Source organism: Streptomyces sp. NPDC001480 (assembly GCF_042894725.1).
Taxonomy (GTDB): domain Bacteria; phylum Actinomycetota; class Actinomycetes; order Streptomycetales; family Streptomycetaceae; genus Streptomyces.
This window is the reverse complement of the sequence record NZ_JBIAVX010000004.1, coordinates 235,549-250,747: the sequence shown is the minus strand read 5'-3', so window position 1 is coordinate 250,747 and position 15,199 is coordinate 235,549. Positions and strand designations below refer to the sequence as shown.

Annotated in this window: 11 protein-coding genes; 2 read left to right on the top strand and 9 right to left on the bottom strand. The window is 71.2% G+C overall.

Going from position 1 to position 15,199, the window contains the following annotated elements:
• Nucleotides 1-129 precede the first annotated feature (129 nt).
• Nucleotides 130-1,242: an LCP family protein gene (locus tag ACFY01_RS11440; protein ID WP_390735467.1), complete on the top strand. Its 1,113-nt coding sequence runs from the start codon at nt 130-132 to the stop codon at nt 1,240-1,242.
• A 139-nt stretch (nt 1,243-1,381) separates the two neighbouring features.
• On the opposite strand, the gene ACFY01_RS11435 is transcribed toward ACFY01_RS11440, so the two are convergent.
• On the bottom strand, nt 1,382-2,398 hold the full coding sequence (locus ACFY01_RS11435) for a hypothetical protein (protein ID WP_390735466.1): 1,017 nt from the start codon (nt 2,396-2,398) through the stop codon (nt 1,382-1,384).
• 77 nt (nt 2,399-2,475) lie between these two features.
• On the opposite strand from ACFY01_RS11435, the gene ACFY01_RS11430 reads away from it, so the two are divergent.
• Nucleotides 2,476-2,856, top strand: coding sequence for an NTP pyrophosphohydrolase (locus ACFY01_RS11430; protein ID WP_390735465.1), 381 nt, complete (start codon nt 2,476-2,478; stop codon nt 2,854-2,856).
• 340 nt (nt 2,857-3,196) lie between these two features.
• Here ACFY01_RS11430 and ACFY01_RS11425 read toward each other — a convergent pair whose 3' ends face one another.
• The 8 genes from ACFY01_RS11425 to ACFY01_RS11390 form a co-directional block, all read right to left on the bottom strand.
• Complete coding sequence (locus tag ACFY01_RS11425) at nt 3,197-4,645, bottom strand: ArnT family glycosyltransferase (RefSeq protein ID WP_390735464.1); 1,449 nt, start codon at nt 4,643-4,645, stop codon at nt 3,197-3,199.
• Between the two features lie 82 nt (nt 4,646-4,727).
• Complete coding sequence (locus ACFY01_RS11420; RefSeq protein WP_390735463.1) at nt 4,728-6,248, bottom strand: amino acid permease; 1,521 nt, start codon at nt 6,246-6,248, stop codon at nt 4,728-4,730.
• A 150-nt stretch (nt 6,249-6,398) separates the two neighbouring features.
• Nucleotides 6,399-8,327 (bottom strand): 1-deoxy-D-xylulose-5-phosphate synthase, encoded by a 1,929-nt coding sequence (gene dxs / locus ACFY01_RS11415; protein ID WP_390735462.1) that lies wholly within the window; start codon nt 8,325-8,327, stop codon nt 6,399-6,401.
• A gap of 317 nt (nt 8,328-8,644) precedes the next feature.
• The gene (locus ACFY01_RS11410; protein ID WP_390735461.1) at nt 8,645-9,970 is read right to left on the bottom strand and encodes a sugar ABC transporter permease; all 1,326 of its coding nucleotides are present in this window, start codon (nt 9,968-9,970) and stop codon (nt 8,645-8,647) included.
• A complete protein-coding gene (locus tag ACFY01_RS11405; RefSeq protein ID WP_390735748.1) occupies nt 9,967-10,758 on the bottom strand; it encodes an ATP-binding cassette domain-containing protein in 792 nt (263 codons plus the stop codon). Before ACFY01_RS11405 ends, ACFY01_RS11410 begins: the two co-directional genes overlap by 4 nt.
• Before the next feature lie 253 nt (nt 10,759-11,011).
• Nucleotides 11,012-12,112 carry a sugar ABC transporter substrate-binding protein gene (locus tag ACFY01_RS11400; protein ID WP_390735460.1) on the bottom strand — a complete coding sequence of 367 codons (1,101 nt, stop codon included), beginning with the start codon at nt 12,110-12,112 and terminating at the stop codon, nt 11,012-11,014.
• 122 nt (nt 12,113-12,234) lie between these two features.
• The gene (locus ACFY01_RS11395) at nt 12,235-13,434 is read right to left on the bottom strand and encodes an ROK family transcriptional regulator (protein ID WP_390735459.1); all 1,200 of its coding nucleotides are present in this window, start codon (nt 13,432-13,434) and stop codon (nt 12,235-12,237) included.
• An 822-nt stretch (nt 13,435-14,256) separates the two neighbouring features.
• Complete coding sequence (locus tag ACFY01_RS11390) at nt 14,257-15,198, bottom strand: carbohydrate ABC transporter permease (RefSeq protein ID WP_390735458.1); 942 nt, start codon at nt 15,196-15,198, stop codon at nt 14,257-14,259.
• Nucleotide 15,199 lies beyond the last annotated feature (1 nt).

Below are 15,199 nucleotides of genomic sequence, written 5' to 3'. Positions count from 1 at the left end.
CGTTCCGTGGGTCTATAGTTCGGGCACGCCACGGCGTCAGAGCCGCGCAGGCCCGGTCCCTCCCCCACTCGTGCCCTGCCCACGTGCGAACCACGGCATCGAACAGGTGAGTTGAGGAAGGAACCGGTCATGACGCATGCCCCGACGGAGCCGGGCACCAGCAGCGGATCGAGACATGAGCCGGCGGATGCGCCGGCCGGCCCCCCGCCGCCTCGTCGCCGGCGGCGGCGCGTCGCGCGCTGGATCGCGGGCTGTGCCGTGGTACTGATCACAGCCGCGGGCGCGACGGGCTACTGGCTCTACCGCGACCTCGACTCCAACATCAAGGGTGTCGACCTCGACAAGGCCATCGGTGACGACCGGCCGCCGAGGCTGCCGACGTCCGGTCAGAACCTGCTGGTCCTCGGCTCGGACTCGCGGGCCGGCGCCAACGCCGCGCTCGGCACCGGCCATGTCTCCGGGGCGCGTTCGGACACCGCGCTGGTCGTCCACATACCCGAGGGCCGCGAGCGGGCCGTCGCGGTCAGCATTCCCCGCGACACCCTGGTGACCCGGCCCGAGTGCACCGGACGGGACGGGACGAAGCTGGCCGGGGCGAAGCGCGTGATGTTCAACTCCGTCTACTCGCTGGCCGGTCCGGCCTGTGTCGTCAAGACGGTGGAGCAGATGTCCGGGGTGCGGATGGACCACTTCATGGAGATCGACTTCGCGGGCTTCAAGGACCTCGTGGACGCGATAGGCGGCGTGACCGTCACCGTCGGCCAGGACATCCACGACACCTCCAGCGGTCTGGACATCACCGCCGGCACCCACCGGCTGAACGGCACTCAGGCCCTCCAGTTCGTCCGCACCCGGCACGGCATCGGAGACGGCAGCGACCTCGGACGCATCGGGCTCCAGCAGAAGTTCCTCATGGCCCTGCTCACCGAGATCAAGCACCAGGACCTGCTGGGCAGCCCCGCCAAGGCCTACACGATCGCCGACGAACTCACCGCGTCGCTGACCACCGACTCCGGGCTCGCCTCCCTCACCAAACTCGCCGAGTTCGGCCGCAGCGTGAACGGCATCGACCCGGCCGGCATGGAGACGATCATGCTCCCGGTGCGCTACGACACCCAGGACCCCAACCGGGTCGTGGCCGCCCAGCCCCGGGCGGACCAGCTGTGGCGGGCGCTGCGGAAGGACGAGACCATCCCGGCGTCGGCGCGGAAGTCCCCGGCGCGGGGCGGGCGTACGCCCTGAGGGGCGGCGGGCGTGGGGGGCACGCGGACGCGGGTCGTGCGGGCGCTGGCTGTGTCGGCGGCGCGCCGTACGGGCGACGGCCGTGTCAGCGACGCGGGCGCTGGCCGTGCCCACGGCGCGCCGGGCGGGCGGCGGCCGCTCAGATCTCCCGCCACGCCTCCAGCGCCAGCCCCGGCTCGTCCTTGCGGCGGGTGAGGAGGAGTTGGCCGGTGGAGGGGGACAACGTTGCCGCGACCACCCGGTCGTCGGCGTCGACCGCGAGGGACACCAGCGCGTCGACCGGGAGCCGCGGGCCGGACTCCGTCCACCAGGCGCCCGCCGACTCCTCCTGCGTGGGATACGCGGCGAACGCCACCCGACCGCTCGCCGAACGCTGGGCCAGCAGGGTGCAGTCGTGCCCGTCGAGGTCGCAGCGGACCGCGGTGACCGGCCCGGACCCGGCCGACGGCAGCAGGGCGACGGGCTCGCCGCCGGGGCGCCAGGCGCACAGGTCGCCCGCGTCGTCGGTGTAGAAGACCGTGGTGCTCTCGGGGGAGGTGGCCAGCGCGTGGAGGGTGCCGGGCCGGACGGCGGCCTTCACCGTCTCCTCCAGCACCGGCTGTCTCCCGGGCTCCTCCTGGTGCCAGCGCAGGATGCCGCCCGGGACGGCCGCGTACGCCTCCACCCGCCCGGACTCCCCCGTCACCGCCACCGGTCCGCCCTGGACGTCCCGGCCCTCGATGTCGCGCCAGGGCTCCCAGCCGCCCTTCTCCTTCTGGGCGAGCATGCTCACCCCGCCGCCTTTGTTGCGTACGAAGACATGGGCGCGGCCCTGCGCGTCGACGGCGACGGCGGGGGTGCCGGTGCGCTCGCCCTTCTTGTCGGGATGGCCGACGGGGTTCCAGTCCAGGGCGGCCAGGAGCGGGCGGAAGTGCGTGGAGTGCACGAGACCCGACTCGCCGTTGGTGGTGGGCCGCCAGGAGACCAGGTGGGCGTAGCCGTCGGCGCCCTGCCCCACGGCGAGGACGGGGTGCAGCTTCTGGTCGCCGCCCACTTTGCGCGGGGTGCCCCAGGGGCCACCGGGTGCGCGCTCCGCCCGGCACAGGACGGCGTCGCCGGACGGGAGGTAGACGCTGAGGCGGCCGTCCGAGCCGCGTAGGAGCCAGTCGCCGTTCACCGGTTCACTTTAAGCCGGGGCGGTCGGCCGTCGTGGACCGGCCCCTCGCCGGGCGGTGGCCGTGGGACCCTGGTCGCATGGAAGCGGAAGCCCCCGTGCTGGTGATCGTCGACGCCGCGAATGTCGTCGGGTCGGTGCCCGACGGCTGGTGGCGGGACCGGAAGGGGGCCGCCGAACGGCTGCGTGACCGGCTGGCCGAGCAGGGGCTGCCCGGCCGTCCGAGCCCGGTGGAGATCCTGCTGGTGGTCGAGGGGGCGGCCCGTGGTGTGGAGTCCGTGCCCGGTGTACGGGTGGACTCGGCGCCCGGCAGCGGCGACGACCGGATCGTCGAGCTGGTCGCCCAGGACCCGCACCGCCCCAGGCTGGTCGTCACGGCCGACCGGGAACTGAGGGCCCGGGTCACCGAGTTGGGGGCGGAGGTCACGGGCCCGCGGACGGTGCTCGGCGGGCCCGTCTGACGGTCGGGCCCGGCCGGGCCCCGCGCCCCCTGACCCGGGCGTACAGACCGGCTGCGGACAGTTCTCGTGCAGGGCCGCGGTCTGGCGGTTTCCGTCCCCCGCCCGGAGGACGCCCCCGGCGCCCGCCGAGCAGCAGCCCCGCTGCCCCGGGCGTACGAACCGGCCGCGGACGGTGCTCGGCCAGGGCCCCTCTGGCAGTTTCCGTCCTCCGCCCGGAGGACGGCCCCGGCGCCCGCCGAACAGCAGCCCCGCTGCCGCGGGCGTCGCCGGGCCGGTGCGCATCCCGGTCGAAGGCCGGCGGGCTTCGGGCTTGCGCGGCAGACCGCGGCCGGGCCCCGCGCTACTCCCCCGTCACCCTGGCGTACAGCACCGCCCCGTCCACCTTCTGCACCGGCTCGTAGCGGGCCGCGAGCAGTCGTTCGAGGGCCGGTACGCGGTGGGGGGCGTACGGCTTGCCGCGGGAGTCGTCGACCACCAGGGCCGGGGCGTGGGCGGCCAGCTCCGCGCGGAAGACGGGCCAGGCACCCGCGACGGCGTACTTCTCGCCGACCTGGGGGCCGTCCCGGCCGCCGCTGTAGTTGGTGAGGAGGCCCGCGGTGAGGTAGCGGCTGGCGGGGGCGCGGTCGGCGAGCCAGTACGTCTCCGGGTGTATGCCCCACAGCAGGACACGGTCGGCGGGCCCGGTGCGCCGGTCGACGGCGGCGGCGAGACGCTGGGCATGGGCGAGCTCGGGCCGGGGCGCGAGCAGGCCCCAGGTGAGGAACAGGGCGCAGCAGCCGGCCGAGGTGAGGACGGCGGCGGTCAGCCGGGCAGGGGGCAGGTGCCGCAGCGCGGCCGTCGCCGACAGGACGAGCGGCGGGATGAGTTGCAGGTAGTAGTGGCCGAAGAAGTGGAAGCCGAGTACCACCGCCGCCGCCGAGGAGGCCGCCCACAGCCACAGGTCCGCCGGTCCCGTGCGGGCCATGCGCCTCGCCCGCACCACCGGCGGGACCAGGCCCGCGCAGGCGATGCCCAGGATCGCCGTGTTGGTCAGGCCCCGGACGAGGACGTGGAGTTCGGAGCCGGTGAAGGAGGCGTACGCCCCCGAGCCGGTGACCGTCCAGAACAGGAAGCCCGCCGGGTCGGTGACCAGGGCGGCGCCCAGCACCGGCAGGGTCAGCCCGGCGGCGAGTCGTGGCAGCGCGGTGCGCGGGGTGCCGTACCGGTGCAGCAGCCAGGCCACCGGCACCAGCACCGCCCCGCCGGTCTGCTTGGCGAGGAAGGCACAGGCCACGGCCAGCCCGGCGGCGCCCCAGCGGCGGCGGTCCGCGCACCACATGGCGGCGGCCGTGCAGGGCAGCATGAACACCTCGAAGCCGGCGGCCTGCGCGTCCTCGGGGTTGAGCCCGACGGAGACCAGCAGGTACAGCACCCCGGCCGTACGGCCCGCCCGGTCGCCCCAGCGCCGCCGGGCCAGCGAGGCCAGCAGTGCCGCGGTGAGCAGCTGCGCGAGGACCGCGAGCACCCGGACCGGGGTGAGCGTCGCAGAGCCGTGGACCGCGAAGGCGGCCTCGTACAGCCACGGCACGAGCGGCGGCTTGCGGTCCACGACCGTCTCGTACAGCCGGCCGCCGTGCGCCAGTATCCGGGCCTGCACGGCGAGATAGCCCTCGTCCGGGTTCCACAGCGGCCGGGCGAAGGAGGGGACCCTGGTGACGCAGGCCAGCGCGGCCAGCAGGGGCAGCAGCCGCGTCCAGTACCCCGGGCGGGCGACTGCGGACCGTGGCGGGGCGAACGGCGCGGCGACCATGCACGGCACGCTATCCGGAGCCGCGGCCTCCGACAGGGCAGGACATACGGTACGGATCAGGACGAGAGCGGCGAGGTGTCGGTCAGGGCGTGTTCCCGTTCGGGTGCGCCACCTCGTCGGCGGTGGTCTCCGCGCGCCGGCCGAGGCGGCTGTGCGAGCGGCTGTACAGGAAGTACACGACGAAGCCGACCGCCATCCAGATGGCGAACCGGAGCCAGGTCTCGGCCGGCAGGTTCACCATCAGCCACAGCGACGCGCACACCGACAGGATCGGGATGAGGGGCACCAGCGGGGTCCGGAAGGACCTCGGCAGGTCGGGGCGGGTCCGGCGCAGGATGACCACGCTGATCGCGACGACGACGAAGGCGAAGAGCGTGCCGATGTTCACCAGTTCGGCGAGCTGGCTGAGGCTGGTGAACCCTGCGACGACGGCGATGACCACGCCGAGCAGGATGGTCGGCCGGTACGGGGTGCGGAACCTCGGATGGGTGTGGGAGAAGAACCGGGGCAGCAGTCCGTCACGGCTCATCGCGAAGAAGATCCGGGACTGGCCGAGCAGCAGGATCATGCAGACGGTGGTCAGCCCGATGGCGGCACCGAAGCTGATCAGGCCCGCGTACCACGGGTGCCCGGTGGCCTTGAAGGCGTCGGCGAGCGGCGCGTCCACGGAGAGCGCGCTGTACTTCTGCATGCCGGTCACGACGATCGACACGGCGACGTACAGCGCGGTGCAGATGATCAGGGAGCCGAGGATGCCGCGCGGGACGTCGCGCTGCGGGTTGCGGGTCTCCTCGGCGGCGGTGGCCACGACGTCGAAGCCGATGAACGCGAAGAACACGACCGAGGCCGCGGTGAAGATGCCCATGACGCCGAAGTTGGAGGGCGCCCAGCCGAACATCAGCTGGATCAGCGGTGCCTGGAGGTTGCCGCCCGCCGCCACGGGCTGCGACTTCGGGATGAACGGGTGGTAGTTGGAGCTGTTGACGAAGAAGGCACCCGCGATGATGACGACGAGGACGACGGCCACCTTGATGGCGACGACGACCGAGGTGACCCGCGCGGAGAGCTTCATGCCGAGGACGAGGATGGCGGTGAGCACCAGCACGAGGGCGGCGGCGAGGATGTCGAAGCCGAAACCGGGGTTGGTGTCCCTGCCGCTGAGCACCGCGGGCAGATGCCAGCCGGCGTTGTCCAGCAGCGAGTGGATGTAGCCGGACCATCCGACGGCCACCACCGCCGTACCGAGCGCCAGCTCCAGCACCAGGTCCCAGCCGATGATCCAGGCGGGGAGCTCGCCGAGCGAGGCGTAGGAGAAGGTGTAGGCGGAGCCCGCGACCGGCACCGTGGAGGCGAACTCGGCGTAGCACAGGGCGGCGAGCGCGCAGACGACGCCGGCCGCGACGAAGGCCAGGGAGACGGCGGGGCCCGCGGTGTTCTTGGCCGCGGCTCCGGTCAGGACGAAGATGCCGGTGCCGATGATGACGCCGACACCGAAGACGGTGAGGTCGAGCGCGGACAGGGACTTTCTGAGCGCGTGTTCGGGTTCCTCCGTGTCGAGGATCGACTGTTCGACCTTCTTCGTACGGAAGAGGGTGCTGCTCACGGGCCTACCTCCCACACGCTCGTCGTCCTCGACATGATCGAGAGGGCTGGGGATGCGTATGCCCCGACAAAGGCAGGTTCACGCAAAAGAGCCGGTTCCGCCACCGGGAAGGCGGGGAACCGGCCCTCGGCCGTGACTGGTCCGTGCTGCCTAGTCGCGCGCGGGCTCCACCGAGTCGACCTCGGCGGCGGGGCGGTCGAACCTGCCGTCCAGCTTCGAGACCAGGCCGGTGACCTGACGGGCGATGTCGGGGGCGGTCAGCCCGATCTCGGTCATCACCTCGGCACGGGAGGCGTGGTCGAGGAAGCGCGGCGGGATGCCGAAGTCGCGCAGCGGCACGTCGACGCCGGCGTCCCGCAGGGCCTGGGCGATCGCCGAGCCGACACCGCCCGCGCGGCTGTTGTCCTCGACGGTGACGACCACGCGGTGGCGCTCGGCGAGCGGGGCCATGGCCTCGTCGACGGGCTTGACCCAGCGCGGGTCGACGACGGTGGTGGTGATGCCCTGCCGGTCGAGCAGGCCGGCGATCTCCAGGCACATGGGGGCCAGGGCGCCGACGGAGACGAGCAGCACGTCGGGCCGGTCGGTGCCGGGCTCGCGCAGCACGTCCATGCCGCCGACGCGGCCGACGGCCGGGACGGCGGGGCCGACTGCGCCTTTGGAGAAGCGGACCACGGTCGGCGCGTCCGTGACCTCGACGGCCTCGCGCAGCTGGGCGCGCACCTGGTCGGCGTCGCGCGGCGCGGCCAGCCGGAGCCCCGGCACGACCTGGAGGATCGACATGTCCCACATGCCGTTGTGCGAGGCGCCGTCGGTACCGGTGACACCGGCCCGGTCCAGTACGAACGTCACACCGCACTTGTGCAGGGCGACGTCCATCAGCACCTGGTCGAAGGCACGGTTGAGGAAGGTGGCGTACACCGCGAAGACCGGGTGCAGACCGCCGGTGGCGAGGCCGGCCGCGGACACCGCGCCGTGCTGCTCGGCGATGCCGACGTCGAACACCCGCTCGGGGAAGGCCTTGGCGAACTTGTCGAGGCCGACCGGCTGGAGCATCGCGGCCGTGATGGCGACGATGTCCCCCCGCTCCTCGCCCAGCCTGACCATCTCGTCGCCGAAGACCGAGGTCCAGTCGGCGCCGGAGCTGGCGATGGGCAGACCGGTGTCCGGGTGGATCTTGCCGACGGCGTGGAAGCGGTCGGCCTCGTCCTGGAGGGCGGGCTGGTAGCCGCGGCCCTTCTCGGTGAGGCAGTGCACGATCACCGGGCCGCCGAAGCGCTTGGCCCGGGCCAGCGCGGACTCCAGTGCCTCGATGTCGTGGCCGTCGATGGGGCCGACGTACTTCAGTCCGAGGTCCTCGAACATGCCCTGTGGGGCAATGAAGTCCTTGAGCCCCTTCTTGGCGCCGTGCAGCGTCTCGTACAGCGGCTTTCCGACGACCGGGGTCCGGTCGAGGATCTCCTTGGTCCGCGCGAGGAAGCGCTCGTACCCGTCGGTCGTCCGCAGCGTGGCCAGGTGGTTGGCGAGACCGCCGATGGTCGGCGCGTACGACCGCTCGTTGTCGTTGACGACGATGACGAGCGGGCGGTCCTTGGCCTCGGCGATGTTGTTGAGCGCCTCCCAGGCCATGCCGCCGGTCAGCGCGCCGTCACCGATGACCGCGACGACGTGGCTGTCGCGTTCGAGGATCTGGTTGGCCTTCGCGAGGCCGTCGGCCCAGCCGAGGACCGTCGAGGCGTGGCTGTTCTCGATGACGTCGTGCTCGGACTCGGCCTGCGAGGGGTAGCCCGACAGGCCGCCCTTCATCTTCAGCCTGGAGAAGTCCTGCCGACCGGTGAGCAGCTTGTGCACGTAGGACTGGTGCCCGGTGTCCCACAGCACCTTGTCCTTCGGGGATTCGAAGACACGGTGCAGGGCGATGGTGAGCTCCACCACGCCCAGGTTGGGGCCGAGGTGGCCGCCGGTCTTGGAGACGGCGTCGACGAGGAAGGTCCGGATCTCCTCTGCCAGCTGGTCCAGCTCCTCCAGGCTGAGCCGGTCCAGATCGCGCGGTCCCCTGATGCGGGTCAGCAGCGGCACCCGTGCCTCCTTGCAGTAAAAGCTGATCGAGCTGTTGCCGGGCTCGTCGAGTCTAATGTTCCGATGTTGCGCACGGCGTCCGGGCGGTGCGTGATGCGTCACGCGAAGGGCGGTACCCATCTGACACGCCCCCAAGACACGACAGTGCCCGGCACCTTGAGGGCACCGGGCAACTGGAGCGCCCGAAAAGGACGCGGGGATACTTCGCAAGGGGCGGGACCGCAACGCCGCCAGGGGCGCGGGGAACTGCGCGACCAGCCACAACGGATCCGGCACCCGCAGAACCACCGCACCCCTACGGCGACTAGGCGAACCGTTTACGCACGGCCGGCGGCCTTCTGGCTGCGACGCGACACCGAGTCGATGACCACCGCACCCAGCAGCACCGCACCGGTGATCATGTACTGGATCGACGTGTTCATGTTCAGCAGGTCCAGACCCGTCTGGATCGACTGGATCACCAGCATGCCCAGCAGCGCGGACCACACCGACCCACGGCCACCGAAGAGGCTCGTACCGCCGATGACGGCCGCCGCGATGGCGAGCATCAGGGTGTTGCCGCCACCCGCGTTCAGCGTCGCGCTCGCGGTCTGGCCCGCGAAGAACATGCCGCCGATCGCGGCGAACCCGCCGGAGATGGCGAACACGGTGATACGGACCATCGGCACGCTGATACCGGCACGGCGGGCCGCCTCGATGCCGCCACCGACCGCGAAGACCTTGCGGCCGTAGGTCGTGCGGCGCAGCACGAAGTCGACGACGACCAGCGCCGCGAGGAAGATCACCAGCGCGTTGGAGACACCCTCGGCGTTGTTCAGCACGGCCGCGGCGACGAAGGACGCGACAGCGAGCAGACCGACGCGGATGAGGATCTCGCTGGTGGGCCGGAAGGGCACACCGGCCGCGCGGCGGCGGCGCTGCTCGTTGAACGAGCCCACGGCCGTCAGCACTACGCCGAGGCCGGCCAGCAGGTAGGCGCCGATGATGGCCTGGTCCATGAAGAAGGAGCTCTGGCCGAGGAGGTGCACCGGGCCGGAGTCGGCCGGGATGTTGATCGTGCCGCTGTCGCCCAGCAGCCACAACATCAGACCGTTCCAGCCGAGGAAGCCGGCCAGTGTCACGACGAACGCGGGTACGCCTATCTTGGCGAAGAACCAGCCGTGCAGCGCGCCGATGCCGATGCCGGTGACGATCGTGAGGACGAGCGCCAGCCATTCGTTCATGCCGTGGTTGACGACGAACACGGCGAACACCGTGGACGCCAGACCGCTGACCGAGCCGACGGAGAGGTCGATCTCGCCGAGCAGCAGCACGAACACCAGGCCGATGGCGAGCATGCCGGTGGCCGAGAGGAAGTAGCTGATGCTGGAGAGGTTGTCGGCGCTGAGGAAGCGGTCGTTCTTCGCCTGGAAGATGGTCCAGATGATGATCAGGCCGATGACGACCGGCAGCGAGCCCAGCTCGCCGCCCTTGATCTTCCGCTTGAACTCGGTGATGTAGCCCTTGAAGCCCTCCTCGCGGACCAGCAGGCGCGGGTCGACGACGGGGACGGCAGCGGACGTGGGGTCCTCGACGGAGGCGACGGTGTCCTTGGACACGACGGGCTCCGGGTCCTTCTTCACGGTGTTCGACGTCTCGCTCACTTGGCCGCCTCCGCGGTGCGACGCCCCGCACGACGGGTCACGGCGTTGTCCGTGGCACCGGTGATCGCGGCGATGATCTCTTCGTGGCTGGTGTCCTTCACGGAGAAGGAGCCGTTGTTCTTGCCCAGGCGCAGCACGGCGACGGTGTCCGCGACGGCCTTGACGTCCGCCATGTTGTGGCTGATGAGGATGACGCCGAGGTTGCGCTCGCGCAGCCGCTCGACCAGGTCGAGGACCTGCGCGGTCTGCTCGACACCGAGGGCGGCGGTGGGCTCGTCGAGGATGACCACCTTCGGGTCACCGATCAGGGCGCGCGCGATGGCCACGACCTGGCGCTGACCGCCGGAGAGGCTGGCGATCGGGATGCGGACGCTCGGGATGCGGATCGAGAGCGTGCTCAGCAGCTCACGGGCCTGCTTCTCCATCGACACCTCGTCGATGACGCCCCGGTGCAGCAGCTCGCGCCCGAGGAAGAGGTTGCCCACCACGTCGAGGTTGTCGCACAGCGCGAGGTCCTGGTAGACCGTCGCGACGCCGAGCCCCTGGGCGTCGTGCGGCTTGCTGATGCTGACCGGGTTGCCCTCCCATTCGATGACGCCCTCATCGATGGGGTGGACACCCGCGATCGTCTTGACCAGGGTGGACTTACCTGCGCCGTTGTCGCCCACCAGGGCGACCACTTCTCCGGCGTGGACCTCCAGCTCGACGTCGGTGAGGGCCTGGACCGCACCGAATCGCTTGGAGACTCCGCGCAACGCCAGCACGGGCGTAGCGGACACGTGAACCATCTCCTTCGCCGCCTGACCGGCGGGGATGCCGCGCTTGGGGGACAGGCGCGGAGGGACGTGCGAATGCACGTGGTCAACAAGATGAACATGCGCGAATCCGCTGCCCTTGGCAACGGGTCCGTCCGACGCCCGCCCGGCAGCGGGGTATGTAGGCCGGGGCGGGCGCCGGAGGAGTTTCGCGGTTTCGCCGGGCTGTCACCGGCCGCCCGGGGGCGGCCGGTACCGGCGGTGGGTCACTCCTGCGAGCGGGTGACTACTGGAGGCCGGCGGCCTTGCAGGCCTTGGCGAACTCGGCGGTGCAGATGTCCTGGACGGTGTAGACCTTGTCCTTGAGGACCGTGTCCTTGATGTTGGCCTTGGTGACCGACACCGGGGTCAGCAGCTGCGAGGGCACCTTGTCGCCGGACTTGCTGGTCTGCGTGGTGGTGGCCAGGGACTTGATGTCCTTGCCCTCGAGCAGGTTGACCGCGAGCTGGGCGGCGGCGTCGGCCTCGGGCTTGAACGCCTTGTAGACCGTGCTGGACTGGGTGCCCGCGATGATGCGCTGGATACCCGCGAGCTCCGCGTCCTGACCGGTCAGCGGGATGCCGCTGATGCCGGCGCCCTTGAGGGTGGTGGCGATACCACCGGCCATGCCGTCGTTGGCGGAGTAGACGCCCGCGATCTTCTTGGCGCCCAGCTGCGTGATGGCGGCCTTCATCTTCTGCGCGGCGACGGAGTCCTTCCACAGGCCGGACTGCTCGTAGGCGATGTCGACCTTGCCGTCGAGGGCCTTGTGCGCGCCCTCCTTGAACTGACCGGCGTTCGGGTCGGCGTCGTCACCGTTGATCATGACGATCTTCGACTTCTTGGCCTTGGAGCCGAGCGCGTCGACCAGCGCCTGGCCCTGGAGCTCGCCCACCTTGACGTTGTCGAAGGAGACGTACGCGGAGACCGGGCCCTGGGCGAGGCGGTCGTACGCGACGACCTTGATGCCCTTGTTGACGGCGGTCTGGATGGAGGACTTGATGGCGGCCGAGTCCTGGGCGCTGATCACGATGACCTTGACACCCTTGGTGATCATGCTGCTCACCTGCTGGGCCTGCTTGGCGGCGTCACCGGCGGCGTTCGCGTACTCGACCTTGCAGTCGGCGCAGAGCTCCTTGACCTTCGCGTCGAAGAGCGGGTGGTCGAACTTCTCGTAACGCGCGGTGACGCTGTCGGGAAGCAGCAGACCGATGGTCTTGCTGCCGCCGCCGGAGGAGCTGCTGCCGGAGTCGTCCTTCTTGTCGCCGGCCTTGCCACAGGCGGCCATCGACAGGGCCATCGAGACCGCCGCGGTCCCGATCACGACTCGACGCATGGTTGCGTTCATTTGGGGGTGCCTCCCTGACAGGGCCGCAACGCTGCGGCCGAGGTGGCTCGAAGTCAACTCGGCCGCAAGTTCGACGTCAAGAAGTAAATACTTAACGAGATGGCAACGGCGTCATGCGTTCTCTAAGTGAAGGCGGGTGTTGCGACCGCCAAAGTGCTGTCCAAAAGGGTTGAATCGCCCATTTCGCTGAGGGCGAGAGCGAGCGCCCCGAGCACCTCCGCGCGGCCCCCGAGGGCCCCCGGGAGCACCGACAGCTGCCGGGCGGCGCTGGGGATGGCGTAGCGGCCCACGGACTCCCTGATCGGCCCCAGGACCAGCTCTCCGGCCTCGGCCAGGTCGCCGCCGAGGACCACCCGGCTCGGGTTCAGCAGATTGCAGAGGTTGGCCACGCCGCTGCCGATGTGGCGGCCGACGTCCGCGATCACCCGGCGGCAGCCCGGGTCCCCGTCCCTGGCCAGCCGTACGACGCCTTCCATGGTCAGGTCGGTGCCGTGGCTGGACTGGAGGAGCGGGAGCACGTAGCGGGCGGCCGCGAAGGTCTCCAGGCAGCCGCGGTTGCCGCAGCGGCAGACCGGTCCGGCCTCGTCGAGCGTGATGTGTCCGATCTCGCCCGCCGTGCCACCTGGGCCGCGGTAGATCATCCCGTTGATCACCAGGCCGGCGCCGACACCGCTGGCGACCTTGATGTAAGCGAGATCACGCACGCCGCGCCCGCTGCCCCAGACCAGTTCACCGAGGGCGCCGAGGTTGGCGTCGTTGTCCACGTGCACGGGCACGCCGAGCCGGGCCCTGAGCTCCTCGGCCGGGCGGGCGCCGGTCCAGCCCGGCAGGATCGCGGTCGAGCCCAGCGTCCCGGACTCGACGTCGATCGGACCGGGCACGCCGACACCGACGCCGGCGATCTTGGAACGGTCCACGCCGGTCGCCTCGACCAGGCGGTTGACCAGTTCCTCCGCCCGGTCGAAGCCCTGGGTCGCGGAGGAGTCCACGTCCAGCGGCTCGGACTCCTCGGCGAGCACCTGGTGCGCGAGGTTCCCGATCGCGACGCGCAGGTGGGTGTGCCCGAAGTCGACCCCGATGACGATCCCCGCGTCACCGCTGAGGGAGACGCTGCGGGCCCGTCGGCCGCCGGCCGAGGTGGGGGTGACCTCGACGGTTCCGCCGTCCTTCAGTTCCCGCACGATGTTGGAGACCGTCGCGGCGGACAGCCCGGTCGTCCTCGCGATCTCGGCCTGCGTGAGCGACCCGGCCAGCCGCACCGCCCGTACGACCCGTTCCAGGTTGGCTCGGTGCAGCGACGACTGCGACCCCGGAGTCTCCATCGACCCATCCACTCCCGCCATCGGCCGGGCGGCCCCTGCGCCGCCCGTGGCCCAGGTCACATCTACGGAACCGGGCCACTTACAAGTTATGAACTCCAAGCTCTGCTGAACGGCTTGCCGCAGTCAAGTCCTTGACGGAAATCGCTCTCGCTTGTTCTGTTCCGTCCGGGACACCCCCCGGACACGCGGAGGCCACCCCCGAGCAGGGCGGAGCCGTCCGCAGCGGGGGATCCCGGCGAGCCGGCGGCGGGGCCGGCGGGGCGCTCCAGGGGTGGCTCGGGGGGTGCGCGGAGTCGTTCAGGCGTGGAATGCTCAGGGGCGCCGAGCGGTGGCCCCCGGGGCCGGGATAGCGAATCGCGAACGCGAATTCGAGAAGGTTGCCCGCAGGTGCGCGCCGCAAGGAGCGAGCGCGAGCACCCAAGGGGCAGGCGGTACCCGGTGCCTTCCCGTCCGGGCGCACCCCGCCGCGCCCGCACCCCGGCGGGTCGGCGCCGCGCCGGACGGCACGACCGGACCGCCGCCCCGGGCCAGAGCCGCCACGGTCCCCTGCCCGCGGCGTTCCGAACCGGAACACCGGCCCGGCCCGCCGGCCCGCTCCGGGCGGGCACACGGACCCATGGGCGGAGACGCGACACGGACCCGTCACCGACGGCCCCGTCAGGCCGGCCCACCGAGCCGGCAGCCCACCGAGCCGGCAGCCCACCGTGCCGCCGAGACCGCTGCCTCACCGGCCCGGCCCCGCACCGACCGCCCCCCGACGGCCCCGCTGGAGCGCAGGCGGCGGCCGTCGGGCGGGGAAAGCCCTTTCCCCGCAGCTCGCGGCTACTTCAGCGCGCCCGCGGTGAGCCCCTGCACCACCTGCCGCTGGAAGACGATGTACGCGGCGAGCACCGGCAGCATCGCCATCACCAGGCCCGCGAACAGGCCCGACCAGTCACCCTTGTAGCCCTGGCTGGCGGCGAGCTGGACCAGGCCCTGGGTGAGGACGCGTTTGTCGGGGTCGGTGTTGAGGACCGTGGGGAGCATGTACTGGTTCCACTGGCCCAGGAAGTTGAAGATGCCGACGCTGATCAGGCCGGGCTTGGCCATCGGCAGCATGATCTGGAAGAACGTGCGGGAGTGGGAGGCCCCGTCGACGAAGGCCGCCTCCGCCACCGAGGTCGGCAGCGTGCGGAAGAACGCGGTCAGGAAGAACACCGTGAACGGCAGCGAGTACGCGATGTAGACCAGGATCAGGCCGTGGATGGTGTTCAGCAGGCCCATGTTGTTCACGACGTAGAACAACGGGACCAGCGCCAGCATGATCGGGAAGCTCATGCCGCCGATGAACAGGTAGTAGATGAACCGGTTGCCCGGGAAGTCGAAGCGGGCCAGGACGTACGCCGCCATGGAGCCGAGCACCAGCGTGCCGATGAGCGAACCGCCGACCACCAGGATGGTGTTGAGGAAGTAGTCGCTCATGTTGGCGTCGGTCCAGGCCCGCGCCCAGTTGTCGAAGTGCAGCTTGTCCGGGAGCGACCAGGGCGAGCCGAAGATGGAGCTGTCGTCCTTGAAGGACGTCATCACCGCCCACAGCAGCGGCATGACCACCATGATCGCCCAGATGACCAGGATGCCGTGCGAGAAGGCGTTGAGGACGCCGCCGTCCGTCTTCCGCTCGGGCCCCGCTGCGGCCGGCACGTCCACCTTCACCACGGGGACACCGGACCGGGCCGTGGCGGAGTCGGGGGTCCCCGGGGTGTCGGGAGATTCCGTCGTCTTCATG